Genomic DNA, 15,950 nt, shown 5'->3' with positions numbered 1-15,950 from the left:
CATACCGGCGAACCCGGAATAAGGACACCCACATATGCTCAGGCGCACGAAAATTGTCGCCACGCTCGGCCCCGCCACAGACACACCGGAGTCACTTGCCGCCATCATCAAGGCTGGCGTTGACGTGACTCGCCTGAATTTTTCCCATGGCAGCGCCGAAGAGCACATGGCCCGGGCCCGCCAGGTTCGTGAAGCCGCTGCAGCAGAGGGCCGCTTTGTTGCTCTTCTTGCCGACCTTCAGGGCCCCAAGCTGCGCATCGCGCGGTTCTCCGATAACAAGGTATTCCTGGAAGCCGGACAAACCTTCGTTCTCGACGCCAGCATGGACAAGAATGCCGGCAACGCAGAGCGGGTGGGCATCGACTACGAGCAACTGATTGAAGACGTTGCTCCGGGCGACATCCTGGTGCTGGACGACGGCCGCATCGAGATGGAAGTGATGTCGGTAGACGAGCACAGCATTACGTCCAAGGTGCTTATTGGCGGCCCATTATCCAACAACAAGGGCCTGAACAAGCGCGGCGGCGGGCTATCTGCCGAAGCACTGACCGAGAAAGACAAGCAGGACATTGTCACCGCCGCCAAACTGGGCGCGGACTATGTCGCCGTCTCATTCGTGCGCACCGCCGAAGATATGCACATCGCACGCAGACTGCTGAGCGAAGCCGGCTCGGAAGCAGGCCTGGTAGCCAAAATTGAACGGGCGGAGCTGGCACACGACGACCAGGCTCTGGATGAGGTCATCCTCGCCTCAGACGCCGTCATGGTCGCTCGGGGCGACCTGGCGGTTGAAATTGGCGATGCCGAACTGGTAGCGGTTCAAAAGCACATCATCGCCCGCGCCCGGGTACTGAACCGGGCAGTCATCACCGCGACCCAGATGATGGAATCGATGATCACCAACCCGATGCCCACCCGGGCCGAGGTGTCCGACGTCGCCAATGCCGTAATGGACTACACCGATGCGGTCATGCTGTCGGCCGAAACCGCAGTGGGTGACTATCCGAAAGAAGCGGTAGAGGCCATGGTACGCATTTGCCTGGGCGCCGAACGGCACCCCTCAATGCACCAGTCCAAACACCGGATTCATGAGAGTATGGAGCGGGTAGACGAAGCCATCGCCTTGTCTGCCATGTACGCCGCCAACCACCTCGAGGGTGTCCGTGCCATCATCTGCATGACGGAGACAGGCGCCACTCCCAGACTGATGTCCCGCATCAAATCCAGCCTGCCGATCTTTGCTCTGTCCCGCCATCACTCCACTCAGCACCGGGTGGTTCTGTTCCGCGGCGTGCAGACCATACCTTTCGATTCGGCCCGGATTGCCAATGAGCAGACCAATGCGGAGGCGGTGGAGCAACTGCGCAAGCGCGGCGTGGTCAGCGAAGGCGATCTGGTGGTGATTACCAAGGGGGATTACGTCAATGCTCAGGGCGGCACCAACACCATGAAAATCGTACGGGCCGGCAGCGAAATCCGCTAGCCAGGCCCGCCACAAGCTTAATCCGGACACAAGAAACCCACCACAGCGGTGGGTTTCTTTTTCAATCGCTTACAGATCGCCCAGGCTCCCCCTGGCAATCTCCAAAACCGCCTGCCAGTCTTTACCGGCAATAGCCTCTGCCGGCGTGAGCCAGGACCCACCAACAGCACGGACATTCGGCAGTGCGAGATAGTCCCTGGCTGTCTGCCGGCTAATGCCACCGGTCGGACAAAAGACAACATCGGGAAATGGCCCACTGAACGCTTTCAGCGCAGGGATACCGCCCGCCACTTCCGCCGGGAAAAACTTGAACTCCCGATAACCCAGCGCATACCCCATCATCAGCTCGGACACCGTCGAAACTCCTGGCAACAGCGGCGCTTCTGAGGTAACACCGAACTCCAGAATGGCCTCAGTGACCCCCGGAGTAATCACAAACTGCGCACCGGCCGACTCCACCTGCCGGTACTGGGCAATACTGGTAACCGTTCCCGCACCAACCCAGGCTTCGGGAATGGCTTTTCTGACCTTTTCGATGGCACGCACACCATGCTCGGTGCGCAAGGTGATTTCCAGCACCCGGATGCCCCCATCCACCAGAGCTCGACATAGCGGAATGGCATCGTCCGGGTCTTTTATCGCAATCACAGGCACCAGGGGCGACGCCGCCAGAACGGACTGCACCCGCTCGCGATGATAATCCGACAGTTGATTCATGGTGATCTCCTAAAGCAGTTAGCGATGATGGCCGGGCAAGAAACGCGGCGTCACGGGCTCCAGAACACTTCCAGACCGGGTTTCAGAAAGGCCCGCACCGGCATTGCAAACACATCATCCAGAGCCGAACAGGCCCTTCGGAGCGTTTCCAGCTTGTCCTCCCCTTTCAGGTGCAGCGCGGTATAGCGCGCTTGCGCCAGCACCGCCCGGGTTAGCGTCACTCTGCGCTGGGGCTGGGAGTTCGGCGTCATGGCAGCCACCAGATCGGTATTGGACTCATCCATGGCTTCGGGCAATTCCGGCGCATCTGGAAACAGCGAAGCAGTATGACCGTCATTGCCCATACCCAGAATCACTACGTCCACTGGCAAAGCGAGCACCGACAGCGCCTGTCGAACCGCCTCCAGTCCTTGCTCCGGAGTTTCCCCCGGCTGCTTCAGAGCCAGGTAACGGGCTTTCGCAGCCTTGCCCACCAAAAGGTTGTTTCTGACCAGGGTGGTGTTACTGTCGGGGTCGCCCTCCGGCACCCAGCGCTCGTCTGCCAGCACGACATCCACTCTGGACCAGTCCAGCGCCACCTCGGACAACGCCTTGAAAAAGGGTAGAGGCGTGGAACCTCCGGACACCACCAAGCTCGCCCTGGGCGCCTGTTCAAGGCGGCGGGAGAGAACATCAGCGACGGTCGAGGCCAAGGCCCGGGCCACGCCCCCGGCATTATCGTCGGCGTGGAACCCGACCCCCTCTGGCAAGCGAATGTCAGGCATCCTCATACCAGCTCCTCCCATCCCGCGTGATCATGGCAATGGAGGCAACCGGGCCCCAGGTGCCGGCGGCATATCGCTTGGGCGGTTCGCCACTGTCTCGCCAGTTAGCGATGATCTCGTCGACCCAGCGCCAGGCGTATTCCACCTCATCCCTGCGAACAAAAAGGTATTGATTACCTTTCATCACCTCCCACAGCAGACGCTCATAGGCATCCGGAATGCGCTCCGCTTCAAAGGTTTCGGAGAAGGTCAGCTCCAACGGTCCCTGCCGCAATCGCATCCCCTTATCCAGACCCTGATCCTTGGTGAGGATTTTCAGTGCCATTCCCTCATCTGGCTGCAACCGGATAATCAGTTTGTTGTTGGCCAAATGCTTCTGGTCCGGGTCAAAAATGTAGTGAGGCGCGGGCTTGAAATGGATGATGATCTGGGAAAGCTTCTCCGGTAGTCGCTTGCCCGTGCGGATGTAAAATGGCACACCAGACCAGCGCCAGTTGTCGATCTCAGCCTTCAGGGCCACGAAGGTTTCGGTGGCACTGCCCTTGTTGGCATCTTCCTCCTCCAGATAACCCGGAACCGGCTTGCCATTGCTGGTGCCTGCAGTGTACTGACCACGCACGACGTACCGATCCATCATGTCCGGGGTAATCCGCTTCAGCGCCTTGAGTACCTTTACCTTCTCGTCCCGGATACTGTCCGCTGACAGGTCAGCAGGCGGATCCATCGCAATCAGGCACAGCAACTGCAGCAGGTGATTCTGAATCATGTCGCGAATCTGACCGGCCTGATCAAAATAGCCCCAGCGCCCTTCTATACCTACGCTCTCCGCGACGGTGATTTCAACGTGAGAGATATGATTCTGATCCCACTGGGAAGCAAACAGGTTGTTGGCGAATCTCAGGGCAATCAGGTTCTGCACGGTCTCCTTACCCAGATAGTGATCAATCCGGAACAACTGGTTTTCGTGGTAGACCTCTCCAAGCTCATCGTTGATGACCCGGGAAGACTCAAGGTCGTGGCCAATAGGCTTTTCCACCACCACCCGGGTTTTCTCATTACAACAACTGGTCGCCTTCATATTGCGGGCAATCACGCCATACATCGAAGGCGGCGTGGCCATATAGACGATGAGTTCGTTGTTGGGTTCATCCCGCCACTCCCGCAGGGCCCCATAGCCGTCAGGATCGGTGAAATCCAGCAACAGGTAATCCACCCGCTGCAGAAATGCATTCGCCACACCAGCATCAAACTCACTGTCTTTCACATGATAGCGAAGCTTTTCAAACAGTTGCTCCCGGACGTCCGCTGTTGTTGCCTTCGTGCGGGCAATCGCCAGAATGCGACTGCCCTGCGCGAGCAAGCCCGCGCGCTCCAGCTGATACAGCGCTGGGAAGAGTTTACGCTGAGCCAGGTCACCCAAGGCGCCAAAAAGCATCAGGTCACACGGGGCATTCGCGTTCTTTACCATGAGTCGCGCCCTCCATGATTTGCCGCTCCACTTCATTCACATTAACAGGAAGTAGTAGTTTTAGAAAAAAAACAGTCAAATTGCTGACTCCCACCCCTCAGAAAACCACGTTATGACACGTTGACTACCGCAAACACACCAATAAAACGGTATACTCCCGAGTTCTTAGATGATTCGGCCCCAAAAGATCAACGGAGCATCCATTCATGACAACCAGTCACGCGCACCGGGAAGAGAATCTGCTGGAAGATATTCAGGAACGCCTGGATAATCTGAACAAGTCCGAGCGCAAAGTGGCAGAAGCGATTCTTAAGGATCCCAGCGCTGCAACGCGGTACAGCATTGCAGCCCTGGCCCGGGCGGCCAATGTCAGCGAACCTACTGTAAACCGATTCTGTCGGAGTTTTTCAGCGACGGGCTTCCCGGACTTCAAGATCCGATTAGCACAGAGCATTGCGACAGGAACACCCTATGTCGGCCAGAATATAGAGCCCGACGACACCGTGGCTGAATTCGCTGACAAAATTATGCTCAGCACCATTGCCAACCTGGATAAGTCTCGCCAGTCACTCGATCACAAAGCGCTAGCTTCGGCCATCGACTATCTTATCCAGGCAAAACAGATCCACTTTTTTGGCATGGGCGGCTCCGCGTCGGTCGCACTCGATGCCCAGCATAAGTTTTTTCGATTCAACATTCCGGTAACCTCATACGACGACGCTCTCATGCAGAGAATGGTAGCGGCAGGGGCGCAGGTCGGAGATGTGATCGTGATGATCTCGTACACCGGCAGAACCAAGGAAAGCGTTGATATCGCCAGAGTGGCGCGAGAGAACGGCGCAACGGTTATTGGTATAACAAACCCGGAATCCCCTCTTGCGGAGTTCTGTACGGTGGTGGTTGGCGTCACAACCCCGGAAGACACAGAAGTGTATATGCCCATGTCTTCCAGAATTATTCATTTGACGGTCATCGACATCCTCGCAACCGGTGTAACGCTGAAACGTGGATCGGATTTTCTGGGCCATCTCAAGAAAATCAAGGAAAGTCTGAAAGCTACCCGATACCCGAAAGAATGAACCGCTCACAAAAAAGCCCCCGAAAGGGGGCTTTCTTTTGAGGTCTATAGCAAATCAGTTCCGCTCAACCTCAGCTGTATTGCGAAGGTACTGCTGGTAGGCGGTGTATTCACGCTGCCCCTCCAGCTGTGCCAGGAAACGCAACAGCTGCTGGTATTCCGCACCTTCCTGATCAACCTCACCCTCGTTGACGCTGGTCAGGACAATAACAGTAGCCTGGTCAGCCGTTACAGTGCGGCCAACGGTGGGCGTGTCGCCGTTCGGGCGAGCCATTGAAAACACTTTCTGAACCACGCGCGGGCTCAGGCCAGAGCCATTCCGGCCCTGATTCTCAAACTGCTGCCATTCACCGACGCCCAGTTCCTCGACACTGGCACCGGATTCAAGCTGAGCCACGAGCTCATCAACACGGGCTGCCAGCGCTTCCCGCGTTTCGGTTCTCTCCAGAATCCGACGAATTTCCGACTCCACATCAGCCAACTCCAACTGGCGCGGTTCATGATACTCGCGCACCCGGGCAACTACCGATACGTTATCACCCACGTCGATCAGCTCGGTGTTGTAGCCACCCTCAAGTACATCTTCAGAGAACAGTTGACGTACCAGACCCGCATGATCAAAGGGTGCTGCACCTCCGTCCCTGCTGACACCTTCGACCACCCGAATTTCCAGACCCAGCTCTTCGGCCGGGCCGGCAAGATCGTCGGCAGCGTAGGCCGCATCAGCCAATTGCGAGCGAACTTCCGCAAAACGCTCACTGGCCTTGGTTCTGGCCAACTCCAGTCGCAGCTCTTCACGCAACTCATCAAACGCAGGCACATCGGAACGACGTACGTCTTCCAGTTTGATCAGGTGAAGACCAAAGCTGGTCTCAACCGGGCCAGACACTTCGCCTTCTTCCAGGGCAAACAGGGCTTCTTCAAAGGCTTCGTCGTAGACACCGCGGCCAGCAAAACCAAGATCACCACCTTCCTGCGCAGATACGGTGTCAACCGAATATTCCTCGGCCAGGGCTGCAAACGACTCACCCTCTTCAAGACGCTGCTGGATGGTTGCGAGAGTCTCCTGCCCGTCATCACCGGCCTCTACAAGAATGTGAGCGGCACGGCGCTCTTCCCGTGCGTATTCTTCAGCACGCTCCTCGTAATAGGCCCGCAATTCATCTTCGGCGACCTCAATGGACTCCGCCAACGCCCCCTGGGACAAGGTAATGTAGGCAGCATCCACCTGCTCTGGCTGACGAAACTGGTCACGGTTCTCGTCGTAGTACGCCTGCACTTCTGCCTCGGTCACATCCACCTGGTCCTGGACGCTGCTGCCATCGAGGGTCAGCACGCGGAAGTCACGGGTCTGATTCTGAATGGCCAGCAAATGGGCTGCATTCTCAGGTGCCACGACACCAGTCTGGACGATCGCCGCACGAATCTGGTTGACCACGTAGTTCTTGCGCATGCTTTCGCGGAACTCGGCAACTCCCATACCCAGGTTGCGCACTGTGGCTACAAAACGGTCGCGATTGAACTGGCCGTCAATCTGAAACTGGGGCATCTGGGTTATCAGGGAATCGATGTCGGCATCGGTCAGCTCCAGCCCCTGGCTCTGGGCATCCTGGGTGAGCACGGCCTCCTGTATCAGCGCGTCCAGTACGTCACGACGAATCTGATCCTCGTCCAGCAGAGATTGGTCCGGATTCTCCATCTGCATCAGGCGCTGCTGGCTTTCCATCTGTACGGTGCGCAGGAACTCCCGCTCGGTGATGTCCTGACCGTTGACCGTTGCCACTTCTGGCTCCCCAGTGAAGCCGCCGATGATGGCGTCCATTCCCCAGATCGAGAGGGAAATAATCAATAGGCCAACGATAACCTTGGCGATCGTACTCTGGGCGTTATCCCGAATATCTTGAAGCATGTTGTTCTCGAATCCCTGTTCAAGGTTCTGCTGTTGGTAGTGGTGAGGCGAGAGCTGAATGAGCCACCGTTAACACGCAAAAAGGCGCACCCTTACCGGAATGCGCCTTGAATTCTGATGGCAGTTCCCGGAACCGGGAACTGCCAGAGAAAGAGCCGTTACTTAACGGCGTCTTTCAGGGCCTTGCCTGCCTTGAATCCAGGCACTTTAGAGGCCGGAATCTTGATTTCTGCGCCAGTCTGCGGGTTGCGACCGGTACGGGCAGCACGCTCTTTCACAGAGAAGGTGCCAAAGCCGATCAGGGTAACCTGGTCGCCTTTCTTCAGTGCACCGGTGATGGAGTTGGTCATAGCATCCAGCGCACGGCCAGCTGCGGCTTTGGAGATGTCTGCGGACTCTGCAATTGCATCGATCAGTTCGGACTTGTTCACACTAAACCCCTTCGATTTCAGGTTGAAGATGTTATAGGTCGGTTTGTTTTTTCGCGGACGTTCTCGACTATCGCATAAGCGATTGGAGAATTCCATTCTTCAGTTTTTTTATTCCTTGCGGCATTAAACCGGTGTTCGGAATAGGCACTTACTGCGCGGGAGCCCTTGGTATTGGCTGCTTCACGGCGAAACAGTTATACCAACGGGCTCTCAGGCGTGTCAACAACTCATCCGGTGTTTAATGTGTATTTATGCGCTCTGCAGCGTCGCCGGAATCATCAGAAGTGGCCGATTTGCCGGTATCCTTGTCGGTATCTTCCGCCCTGGGATCCGGCTGGTAGGCCAGTGCAATGTCCAGAACCTCATCGATCCACTTGACCGGGCGGATCTCCAGCGATTCCTTGATGTTGTCCGGTATCTCCTTGAGATCCCTGACATTTTCATCCGGGATAATAACAGTCTTGATACCGCCCCGATGGGCCGCAAGCAGCTTTTCCTTCAAGCCACCAATTGCCAGAACCCGACCTCGCAGGGTGATTTCACCGGTCATTGCCACGTCCGCCCGAACCGGAATTCGGGTCAGTGCAGAAACCAGTGCTGTACACATCCCGATACCGGCACTTGGGCCATCTTTCGGGGTCGCACCCTCAGGTACGTGCACGTGAAGATCGTGTTTTTCGTGGAAATCATCCGCCACACCCAGGCCCGCAGCCCTGCTCCGAACTACCGTGAGTGCCGTCTGAATGGATTCCTGCATAACGTCACCCAGCGAGCCGGTTTTAACCACACGGCCCTTACCCGGTGTCAGAGCGCACTCTATGGTCAACAGTTCGCCGCCGACCTGAGTCCAGGCCAGACCGGTCACCTGCCCGATCTCATTGGTTTCCTCTGCCAGTCCGTATTTGAACTTCTTGACCCCGGAGTAATCCTCCAGAATATCCGGCGTCAGAGTCACAGAGGCCTTGCTGCTGCTCTCTACGTGCTCACGTACAACCTTGCGGCAGATCTTGGCAATCTCGCGCTCAAGGCCCCGCACACCGGCCTCCCGGGTGTAGTAGCGGATCAGATCCCGAATGGTCTCTTCCGGCAGTTTCAGTTCGTCCTTGCGCAGGCCATTGGCTTTGAGCTGCTTGGGCAGCAGGTAACGCAGGGCAATATTGACCTTTTCATCTTCGGTGTATCCGGGAATCCGGATGATCTCCATGCGGTCCAGCAGTGCCGGTGGAATATCCATGGAGTTGGAGGTACACACGAACATCACATCCGAGAGGTCGTAATCGACTTCCAGGTAGTGGTCATTGAATGTATGGTTTTGTTCCGGATCCAGCACCTCGAGCAGCGCCGAGGCCGGATCGCCACGATGGTCCATGCCCATCTTGTCGATTTCGTCGAACAGGAACAGCGGGTTCTTCACACCCACCTTGGAAAGCTTCTGCAACAACTTGCCCGGCAGCGCGCCGATGTAAGTCTTGCGGTGGCCTCGTATCTCGGCTTCGTCACGCACACCACCCAGCGCCATGCGGGTGTATTTGCGATTGGTTGCCTTGGCGATGGACTGGCCAAGGGAGGTCTTGCCAACCCCGGGAGGCCCTACCAGGCAGAGCACAGGCCCTTTTACCTTCTTGACCCGACTCTGTACTGCCAGATACTCCAGAATACGCTTCTTCACTTCGTCCAGGCCGTAGTGATCCCGGTCCAGGATTTCTCGGGCCTTTTCAAGGTCGTGACGAACCCGGCTGCGCTTCTTCCAGGGTACGGCCAGCATCCAGTCAATGTAGCCGCGCACCACGGTAGCTTCCGCCGACATCGGAGACATCATCTTGAGCTTGTTCAGCTCGGCTTCGGTTTTCTTCCGGGCTTCTTCCGGCAAACCGGCTTCCTCAAGCTTCTGCTCGAGTTCCTCGAAATCGTTGTTACCCTCACCGAGCTGGCCCATTTCCTTCTGGATCGCTTTCATCTGCTCGTTCAGGTAATACTCGCGCTGACTGCGCTCCATCTGCTTTTTCACACGGCCACGGATGCGCTTCTCGACTTCGATCAGATCAATCTCACCGTCCAGCTTGCCCAGCAGAAGATCAACCCGCTTACGAACGTCCAGAGCTTCCAGCAACTCCTGTTTCTCGGGAATCCGCATCTCCAGATGCGCGGCCATGGTATCGACCAGACGCTCAAGTTCGTGGATACCGGTCAAAGCATTGGAAACCTCAGATGGCACCTTTTTGGACAGCTTCACGTACTTCTCGAATTCGTCCATCAGGGTCTTGGTGAGGACGTCTTCCTCACGCTCCGGCAAGGATTCCTCATCCATCAGAATGGCCTGGCCGGACAGGTAATCGCCTTCCTCGATGTCAGAAATGCTGGCTCGGGAATTACCCTCTACCAGAACCTTGACGGTGCCATCCGGCAGCCGAAGCATCTGCAGCACTGTCGCCAGGGTGCCCATGGCAAATACATCCTTCGGGCCCGGCTCGTCGGTGGAGGCATCTTTCTGGGCTACCAGCAGGATTTCCTTGCTGCCCTCCATTGCCGCTTCCAGCGCCTGAATGGATTTTTCGCGGCCCACAAACAGCGGAACCACCATGTGCGGGAACACCACCACATCACGCAAAGGAAGCAGCGGGTATTCGTGCACAGTTTCATCAGGTATACGGGTCATGGGGAATCCTCTGACAGTATTTCTTTCAGCATATCACCCAACATTGGGGCGCTGACAAAAATTGCAATCTTTTTACGATGGGAAATATCAGGGAGCAAACGATAAGGGCCTGAGATGAAAAAGGGGCGTTGAACGCCCCTTTTATATCACCCGGTATTCTACGCCCTGTGCCCGTTCAGTCTTCGGGCACCGCCTTGGCGTGATCGCTGCTGGCGTAGATCTTGAAGGGCTCTGAATCCCCCTTGATCACACTCTCGTCGATCACCACCTTGGAGACATCATGCTCAGAGGGAATCTGATACATGGTATCCAGCAGGGTCGCTTCCATTATCGACCGCAGACCACGGGCACCGGTCTTGCGCTCCATGGCTTTTCTGGCCACTGCGCGCAGGGCGTCTTCCCGGAAGTCCAGCTCCACCCCTTCCATATCAAACAGCTTCTGATACTGCTTGGTCAGAGCGTTTTTGGGCTCGGTCAGAATCTGCACCAGTGCTTCTTCATCCAGCTCGGTCAACGTGGCTACCACAGGCAGACGACCGACGAATTCCGGAATCAGGCCAAACTTCACCAGATCCTCGGTCTCGACTTCGCGAATGATATCGCCAGTGCTCTTGCTGTCGTCCTGGCTCTTGACTGTAGCCGAGAAGCCAATGGAACTGCGCTCAGAGCGTTCCTGGATAACCTTGTCGAGGCCGGCGAAGGCACCGCCACAGATAAACAGGATATTACCGGTATCCACCTGCAGGAACTCCTGCTGGGGGTGTTTACGCCCCCCCTGAGGAGGAACCGAAGCGACAGTACCCTCGATCAGCTTCAGCAAAGCCTGCTGAACACCCTCACCCGATACATCCCGGGTAATGGACGGGTTATCGGACTTGCGGGAAATCTTGTCGATCTCGTCGATGTAGACAATACCGCGCTGGGCCTTTTCGACATCGTAGTCGCACTTCTGCAGCAGTTTCTGGATGATGTTTTCAACATCTTCACCCACATAGCCTGCTTCGGTCAGCGTGGTCGCATCCGCGATGGTAAACGGAACATTCAGCATGCGCGCAAGGGTTTCGGCCAACAGGGTCTTACCGCTACCGGTGGGACCGATCAGCAGAATGTTGCTTTTGCCCAGCTCGACATCACTCTTGCCCTCGCCGTAGCGAAGGCGCTTGTAGTGGTTATACACCGCTACAGACAGAACGACCTTGGCGCGATCCTGGCCAATAACATATTCATTCAGAGTCTCACGGATCTCTGCCGGCGTGGGCAGGCGGTCGCTGGCCTCCTCCGGGGCGTTCTCCTGAATCTCTTCCCGGATAATGTCATTGCACAGATCAACGCACTCGTCGCAGATGAACACCGAGGGCCCTGCAATGAGCTTACGGACTTCATGCTGGCTCTTTCCACAAAACGAGCAGTAGAGCAACTTGCCGTTATCGTCGCCTCTGCCGTTTCTTTCATCTGCCATTGAAATACCTCTGTTCTTCGTTGGCCGGTGTCATCAGTGTGTACGCCGGCCGGTAGTGATGCGATGACTTTCAGTATTATTTATTCGATACGCGCTTATCAAGTATTGTATCGATCAACCCGTACTCTTTGGCCTGGGCAGGATCCATGAAATTATCACGGTCGGTATCCCGGGCGATGGTCTCGATGTCCTGACCCGTGTGCTCCGCAAGCAGCTCGTTGAGCGTGTTGCGGATTTTCAGGATCTCACGGGTATGGATCTCGATGTCCGTCGCCTGCCCCTGATAGCCGCCCAGCGGCTGATGAATCATTACACGGGAGTGTGGCAGGCAGGCACGCTTGCCCTTCGCGCCACCCGACAACAGGAAAGCACCCATGCTGGCTGCCTGACCGATGCAAAGCGTTGCTACATCCGGCTTCACAAACTGCATGGTGTCGTAAATGGACATGCCGGCGGAAACGGAGCCACCCGGACTGTTGATATAAAGATGGATATCCTTGTCCGGATTTTCGGATTCCAGGAACAGCAATTGGGCAACCACGAGGTTTGCCATGTGATCTTCAACCGGACCAACCAGAAAGATCACCCGCTCCTTGAGCAGACGGGAATAAATGTCGAACGAACGTTCGCCGCGCGCCGTCTGTTCAATAACAATCGGCACCAGGCCTGAGCTGGTTATCATTGTAGGGCCATCAAACGGTTTCTGCGTCATGTGCGCCTGAACTCCTTATGGACAATGGTTTGGACTCCTGCTTCAACGGGGGCCCGTTGTATTCCGGTACCCCATATACTCTGCCAGCAGATCGCCCAGATGAAAACAGCCGGACACGCCGGCTGCTTCCAGAACACGGCACCGAGCCAATGCCCGGCGGCCATCAGCGCTGGGGCTGACCGGCCTGAACCGCTTCCTCGTACTTCATCTTCTTCTCTTTTACCTTGGCCGCGCCAAGCACAAAATCAACCACGGCGTCTTCCAGTACAGAAGACTCAACCTGGGCCTTTTGATCCGGGTTGCTGTTGAAGTGTGCAACAACTTCATCCGGCTGTTCATACGTAGAAGCGATCTCCTGGATCTTTTCTTCTACTTTTGCCTCATCAGCCTTCAGGTCGTTCTTCTTGACCACTTCCTGGAACAGCAGACCGGTCTTCACGCGACGCTTGGCCTGCTCTTCAAAGATTTCCTTCGGCAGTTGCTGGAAATCAACCTGACCGCCAAAGCGCTGAACGGCGTCCTGACGCAGGCGATCAATTTCCTGATCAACCAGAGCCGCAGGCACTTCCAGCTCGGTGGTCTCCAACAGACCGTCTACAACGTCGTTCTTGACCTTGTTGGATACCGCCTGCTTGAGCTCGCGCTCCATGTTCTTCTTCACTTCCTCACGGAAAGCGGCTTCGTCTTCGGCTTCGATGCCGAAACGCTTGAAGAATTCCTGATCCAGTTCCGGCAACTGAGGCTCTTCTACCTTATGGATAGTGATAGCGAACTTGGCGTCTTTACCCGCGAGGTCTTCGTTGTGGTAGTCCTCAGGGAAAGTGACGTCGATTTCCAGCTCTTCGCCGGCTTTACCGCCCACGATGCCTTTCTCGAAACCGGGGATCATCTGGCCAGAGCCCAGGGTCAGACGATGGCCTTCAGCAGAGCCACCTTCGAATTCTTCACCGTCGATAGAGCCTTTGAAGTCGATAGTCACAATGTCCTTGTTCTTGGACTTGCGCTTGACCTCTTTCATGGTGGCCTGCTGGCGACGCAGGTTATCGATCATATTGTCGATATCCTTGTCGGCAACTTCAGACACCGGCTTCTCAACGTTGATCTTGCTCAGATCACCCAGCTCAATTTCCGGCAGAACCTCAAAAATCGCGACAAACTCGAGATCCTTGCCTTCTTCCATGGTCTTCGGCTCCAACTTGGGCCAACCAGCCGGATTGATATCCTGCTCCTGCAGCGCCTTGATGTAGTTGTCGCGCATAGCCTCGCCAACCACTTCCTGGCGGATGCTGTCACCAAAACGACGCTTGACCACGCTCATGGGAACCTTGCCAGGGCGGAAACCGTTCAGGCGCACGGTGCGAGCAGTTTCCTGCAGGCGTTTCTGAACCGCCTGGTCGATTTCCTGGGCGGGCACACCAATCGTCATGCGACGCTCGATGTTGGAGGTCGTTTCAACAGACACTTGCATGGAAGTTCCTCAAATTACAGATTCTGTAGGTGAATGAAAATTAAACCAAAATCCCGGCAGGAGCAGCTCACTCCAAAGGGACGCAAAATTAAAAGCCGGTAGTTTATCACGGTTTGCCCCGCCGAGAGAATCACCCGGCCACCCTGAATATGAGTTTGAGACGCGCCTGACAACGCGGTACGGGAACACAATGGGGACAAATCAGAAAAAAGAAAGGGTGGTGCGAGAGGAGAGACTTGAACTCTCACGGGTTGCCCCGCTGGAACCTAAATCCAGTGCGTCTACCAATTCCGCCACTCTCGCATATCCGGCGCAGCTCTGAACCATAACAGGGAATCAGGGTGCTCGGAAACAAACAAGGGGAAAAGTGGGGTGGACGAAGGGGTTCGAACCCTCGACCGCAGGAGTCACAATCCTGAGCTCTACCAACTGAGCTACGTCCACCACATCAGGGATGTGCCTATCGGCACACTACTGCTTACTTCAACTTTGCTGGTTCGGCGAGTCCGGTACCAATCTGCGATTAACGAGATGGCGCGCCCGGCAGGACTCGAACCTGCGACCATCCGCTTAGAAGGCGGATGCTCTATCCAGCTGAGCTACGGGCGCTTGACCGTTCGCCCACCTGAATATCCAGAAAGTGGTCGGGGTAGAGAGATTCGAACTCCCGACATCCTGCTCCCAAAGCAGGCGCGCTACCAGACTGCGCTATACCCCGTTAACTGAACAACAAGTGCCTCAGCAAAGTTGGCGCGCATATTACCGGCGCCGATCGCGTCCGTCAACACGGAATTGAAAATTCCTTGCCGAGACAGCTCTATAAGAGACCACTCGAAACCACAGGAGTTCCCGACCGCTCCCTCCACATTGGCGTTAACCCTGAAGCATGAGACAATGCCCGGCCTTCACTTCCTTACGCCCAAACCGACAAGACGGAAACATGAGCGCCAAACTGATTAATGGAAAAGAAATTGCTGCCCAGGTCCGGCAACAGGTGGCCGCCGGGGTCGAAGCCAGAAAACAGAAGGGCCTGAGAGCGCCAGGCCTGGCCGTGGTACTGGTCGGTCACGATCCGGCCTCCCAGGTATACGTTGGCAACAAACGCAAGGCCTGCGAACAGGCAGGCATCCTGTCGCTGTCCTATGATTTACCGGAAGACACCTCCCAGGCGGCACTGGAAGCGCTGGTTGACGAGCTGAACGAGAACCCCGCCGTTGACGGCATACTGGTTCAACTGCCCCTGCCCTCGCACCTGGATGCTGATCCGATTCTGGTAAAGATACGGCCCGACAAGGACGTAGATGGCTTTCACCCCTACAACATCGGCCGCCTGATGCAGCGCAAGCCTACCCTGCGGCCCTGCACACCGGCAGGCGTCATCACCCTGCTGGACTCCATTGGCACCCCCTACAAAGGCCAGCACGCAGTTATTGTCGGGGCCTCCAACATTGTCGGTCGCCCCATGAGCATGGAACTGCTGCTAAAAGGAGCCACGACAACGGTATGCCATCGATTTACCGACAATCTCGAGAAATTTGTCGGGGAAGCAGACATCCTGGTGGCCGCAGTGGGCAAACCGGGCATCATCAAGGGCGAGTGGGTCAAACCGGGCGCCACCGTCATTGATGTGGGCATTAACCGGATGGATGACGGCAAACTCTGTGGCGATGTCGATTTTGACGCTGCAGCAGAGCGTGCGGCTTACATCACCCCGGTACCGGGCGGCGTCGGCCCCATGACCATTGCCACCCTGCTGGAAAACACCCTTTACGCTGCCGATGTGCTGCACGCCGACACCTGACGCG

Annotated in this window: 12 protein-coding genes and 4 tRNA genes; 3 read left to right on the top strand and 13 right to left on the bottom strand. The window is 56.4% G+C overall.

Features of this window, described 5'->3' with window-relative positions; translation table 11 throughout:
- Positions 1-34 precede the first annotated feature (34 nt).
- Positions 35-1,483 carry a pyruvate kinase gene (gene pyk / locus Q674_RS38745; RefSeq protein WP_023009951.1) on the top strand — a complete coding sequence of 483 codons (1,449 nt, stop codon included), beginning with the start codon at positions 35-37 and terminating at the stop codon, positions 1,481-1,483.
- Between the two features lie 69 nt (positions 1,484-1,552).
- Here the strand turns inward: pyk and Q674_RS38740 are convergent, their stop codons facing one another.
- From Q674_RS38740 to zwf, 3 genes are read right to left on the bottom strand one after another with little or no spacing between them, the layout of a single operon-like run.
- The gene (locus Q674_RS38740) at positions 1,553-2,200 is read right to left on the bottom strand and encodes a bifunctional 4-hydroxy-2-oxoglutarate aldolase/2-dehydro-3-deoxy-phosphogluconate aldolase (protein WP_023009950.1); all 648 of its coding nucleotides are present in this window, start codon (positions 2,198-2,200) and stop codon (positions 1,553-1,555) included.
- A gap of 50 nt (positions 2,201-2,250) precedes the next feature.
- Entirely contained in the window at positions 2,251-2,964 is a 714-nt protein-coding gene (gene pgl, locus Q674_RS38735) for a 6-phosphogluconolactonase (RefSeq protein ID WP_023009949.1), read from the bottom strand.
- Complete coding sequence (gene zwf / locus Q674_RS38730; protein WP_022991780.1) at positions 2,957-4,432, bottom strand: glucose-6-phosphate dehydrogenase; 1,476 nt, start codon at positions 4,430-4,432, stop codon at positions 2,957-2,959. Before zwf ends, pgl begins: the two co-directional genes overlap by 8 nt.
- Positions 4,433-4,638: 206 nt before the next feature.
- Between zwf and Q674_RS38725 the strand changes: the two genes are divergently transcribed.
- Entirely contained in the window at positions 4,639-5,511 is an 873-nt protein-coding gene (locus Q674_RS38725; RefSeq protein ID WP_011785314.1) for a MurR/RpiR family transcriptional regulator, read from the top strand.
- Between the two features lie 54 nt (positions 5,512-5,565).
- Here Q674_RS38725 and Q674_RS38720 read toward each other — a convergent pair whose 3' ends face one another.
- From Q674_RS38720 to Q674_RS38680, 10 genes are all read right to left on the bottom strand, one after another.
- A complete protein-coding gene (locus tag Q674_RS38720) occupies positions 5,566-7,419 on the bottom strand; it encodes a SurA N-terminal domain-containing protein (protein WP_022991779.1) in 1,854 nt (617 codons plus the stop codon).
- Between the two features lie 158 nt (positions 7,420-7,577).
- Positions 7,578-7,850 (bottom strand): HU family DNA-binding protein, encoded by a 273-nt coding sequence (locus Q674_RS0121025; protein ID WP_008174603.1) that lies wholly within the window; start codon positions 7,848-7,850, stop codon positions 7,578-7,580.
- A 238-nt stretch (positions 7,851-8,088) separates the two neighbouring features.
- Entirely contained in the window at positions 8,089-10,506 is a 2,418-nt protein-coding gene (gene lon, locus Q674_RS38715; RefSeq protein WP_022991777.1) for an endopeptidase La, read from the bottom strand.
- A 175-nt stretch (positions 10,507-10,681) separates the two neighbouring features.
- Entirely contained in the window at positions 10,682-11,965 is a 1,284-nt protein-coding gene (clpX, locus tag Q674_RS38710; protein WP_011785317.1) for an ATP-dependent Clp protease ATP-binding subunit ClpX, read from the bottom strand.
- Positions 11,966-12,041: 76 nt separating this feature from the next.
- Positions 12,042-12,677 (bottom strand): ATP-dependent Clp endopeptidase proteolytic subunit ClpP, encoded by a 636-nt coding sequence (gene clpP / locus Q674_RS38705; protein WP_011785318.1) that lies wholly within the window; start codon positions 12,675-12,677, stop codon positions 12,042-12,044.
- A 163-nt stretch (positions 12,678-12,840) separates the two neighbouring features.
- Complete coding sequence (gene tig, locus Q674_RS38700) at positions 12,841-14,145, bottom strand: trigger factor (RefSeq protein ID WP_023009947.1); 1,305 nt, start codon at positions 14,143-14,145, stop codon at positions 12,841-12,843.
- Positions 14,146-14,363: 218 nt separating this feature from the next.
- Positions 14,364-14,448, bottom strand: a tRNA-Leu gene (locus Q674_RS38695).
- Between the two features lie 65 nt (positions 14,449-14,513).
- Positions 14,514-14,589: transfer RNA gene (locus tag Q674_RS38690), tRNA-His, on the bottom strand.
- Between the two features lie 88 nt (positions 14,590-14,677).
- A tRNA-Arg gene (locus Q674_RS38685) sits at positions 14,678-14,754 on the bottom strand.
- Positions 14,755-14,786: 32 nt separating this feature from the next.
- Positions 14,787-14,863, bottom strand: a tRNA-Pro gene (locus tag Q674_RS38680).
- A 222-nt stretch (positions 14,864-15,085) separates the two neighbouring features.
- On the opposite strand from Q674_RS38680, the gene folD reads away from it, so the two are divergent.
- Positions 15,086-15,946, top strand: coding sequence for a bifunctional methylenetetrahydrofolate dehydrogenase/methenyltetrahydrofolate cyclohydrolase FolD (gene folD / locus Q674_RS38675; protein ID WP_023009946.1), 861 nt, complete (start codon positions 15,086-15,088; stop codon positions 15,944-15,946).
- Positions 15,947-15,950 lie beyond the last annotated feature (4 nt).

Source organism: Marinobacter sp. EVN1 (genome assembly GCF_000475375.1).
GTDB classification, from domain to species: domain Bacteria; phylum Pseudomonadota; class Gammaproteobacteria; order Pseudomonadales; family Oleiphilaceae; genus Marinobacter; species Marinobacter nauticus.
The sequence above is the reverse complement of the archived record's forward strand: the minus strand, read 5'-3'. Positions and strand labels throughout refer to the sequence as shown.

What these genes read in the sequence shown, in the direction of transcription:
- pyk (WP_023009951.1), top strand. Translation starts at nt 35, where the DNA reads ATGCTCAGGCGCACGAAAATTGTCGCCACGCTCGGCCCCGCCACAGAC.
- Q674_RS38740 (WP_023009950.1), bottom strand. Translation starts at nt 2,200, where the DNA reads ATGAATCAACTGTCGGATTATCATCGCGAGCGGGTGCAGTCCGTTCTG.
- pgl (WP_023009949.1), bottom strand. Translation starts at nt 2,964, where the DNA reads ATGCCTGACATTCGCTTGCCAGAGGGGGTCGGGTTCCACGCCGACGAT.
- zwf (WP_022991780.1), bottom strand. Translation starts at nt 4,432, where the DNA reads ATGGTAAAGAACGCGAATGCCCCGTGTGACCTGATGCTTTTTGGCGCC.
- Q674_RS38725 (WP_011785314.1), top strand. Translation starts at nt 4,639, where the DNA reads ATGACAACCAGTCACGCGCACCGGGAAGAGAATCTGCTGGAAGATATT.
- Q674_RS38720 (WP_022991779.1), bottom strand. Translation starts at nt 7,419, where the DNA reads ATGCTTCAAGATATTCGGGATAACGCCCAGAGTACGATCGCCAAGGTT.
- lon (WP_022991777.1), bottom strand. Translation starts at nt 10,506, where the DNA reads ATGACCCGTATACCTGATGAAACTGTGCACGAATACCCGCTGCTTCCT.
- clpX (WP_011785317.1), bottom strand. Translation starts at nt 11,965, where the DNA reads ATGGCAGATGAAAGAAACGGCAGAGGCGACGATAACGGCAAGTTGCTC.
- clpP (WP_011785318.1), bottom strand. Translation starts at nt 12,677, where the DNA reads ATGACGCAGAAACCGTTTGATGGCCCTACAATGATAACCAGCTCAGGC.
- tig (WP_023009947.1), bottom strand. Translation starts at nt 14,145, where the DNA reads ATGCAAGTGTCTGTTGAAACGACCTCCAACATCGAGCGTCGCATGACG.
- folD (WP_023009946.1), top strand. Translation starts at nt 15,086, where the DNA reads ATGAGCGCCAAACTGATTAATGGAAAAGAAATTGCTGCCCAGGTCCGG.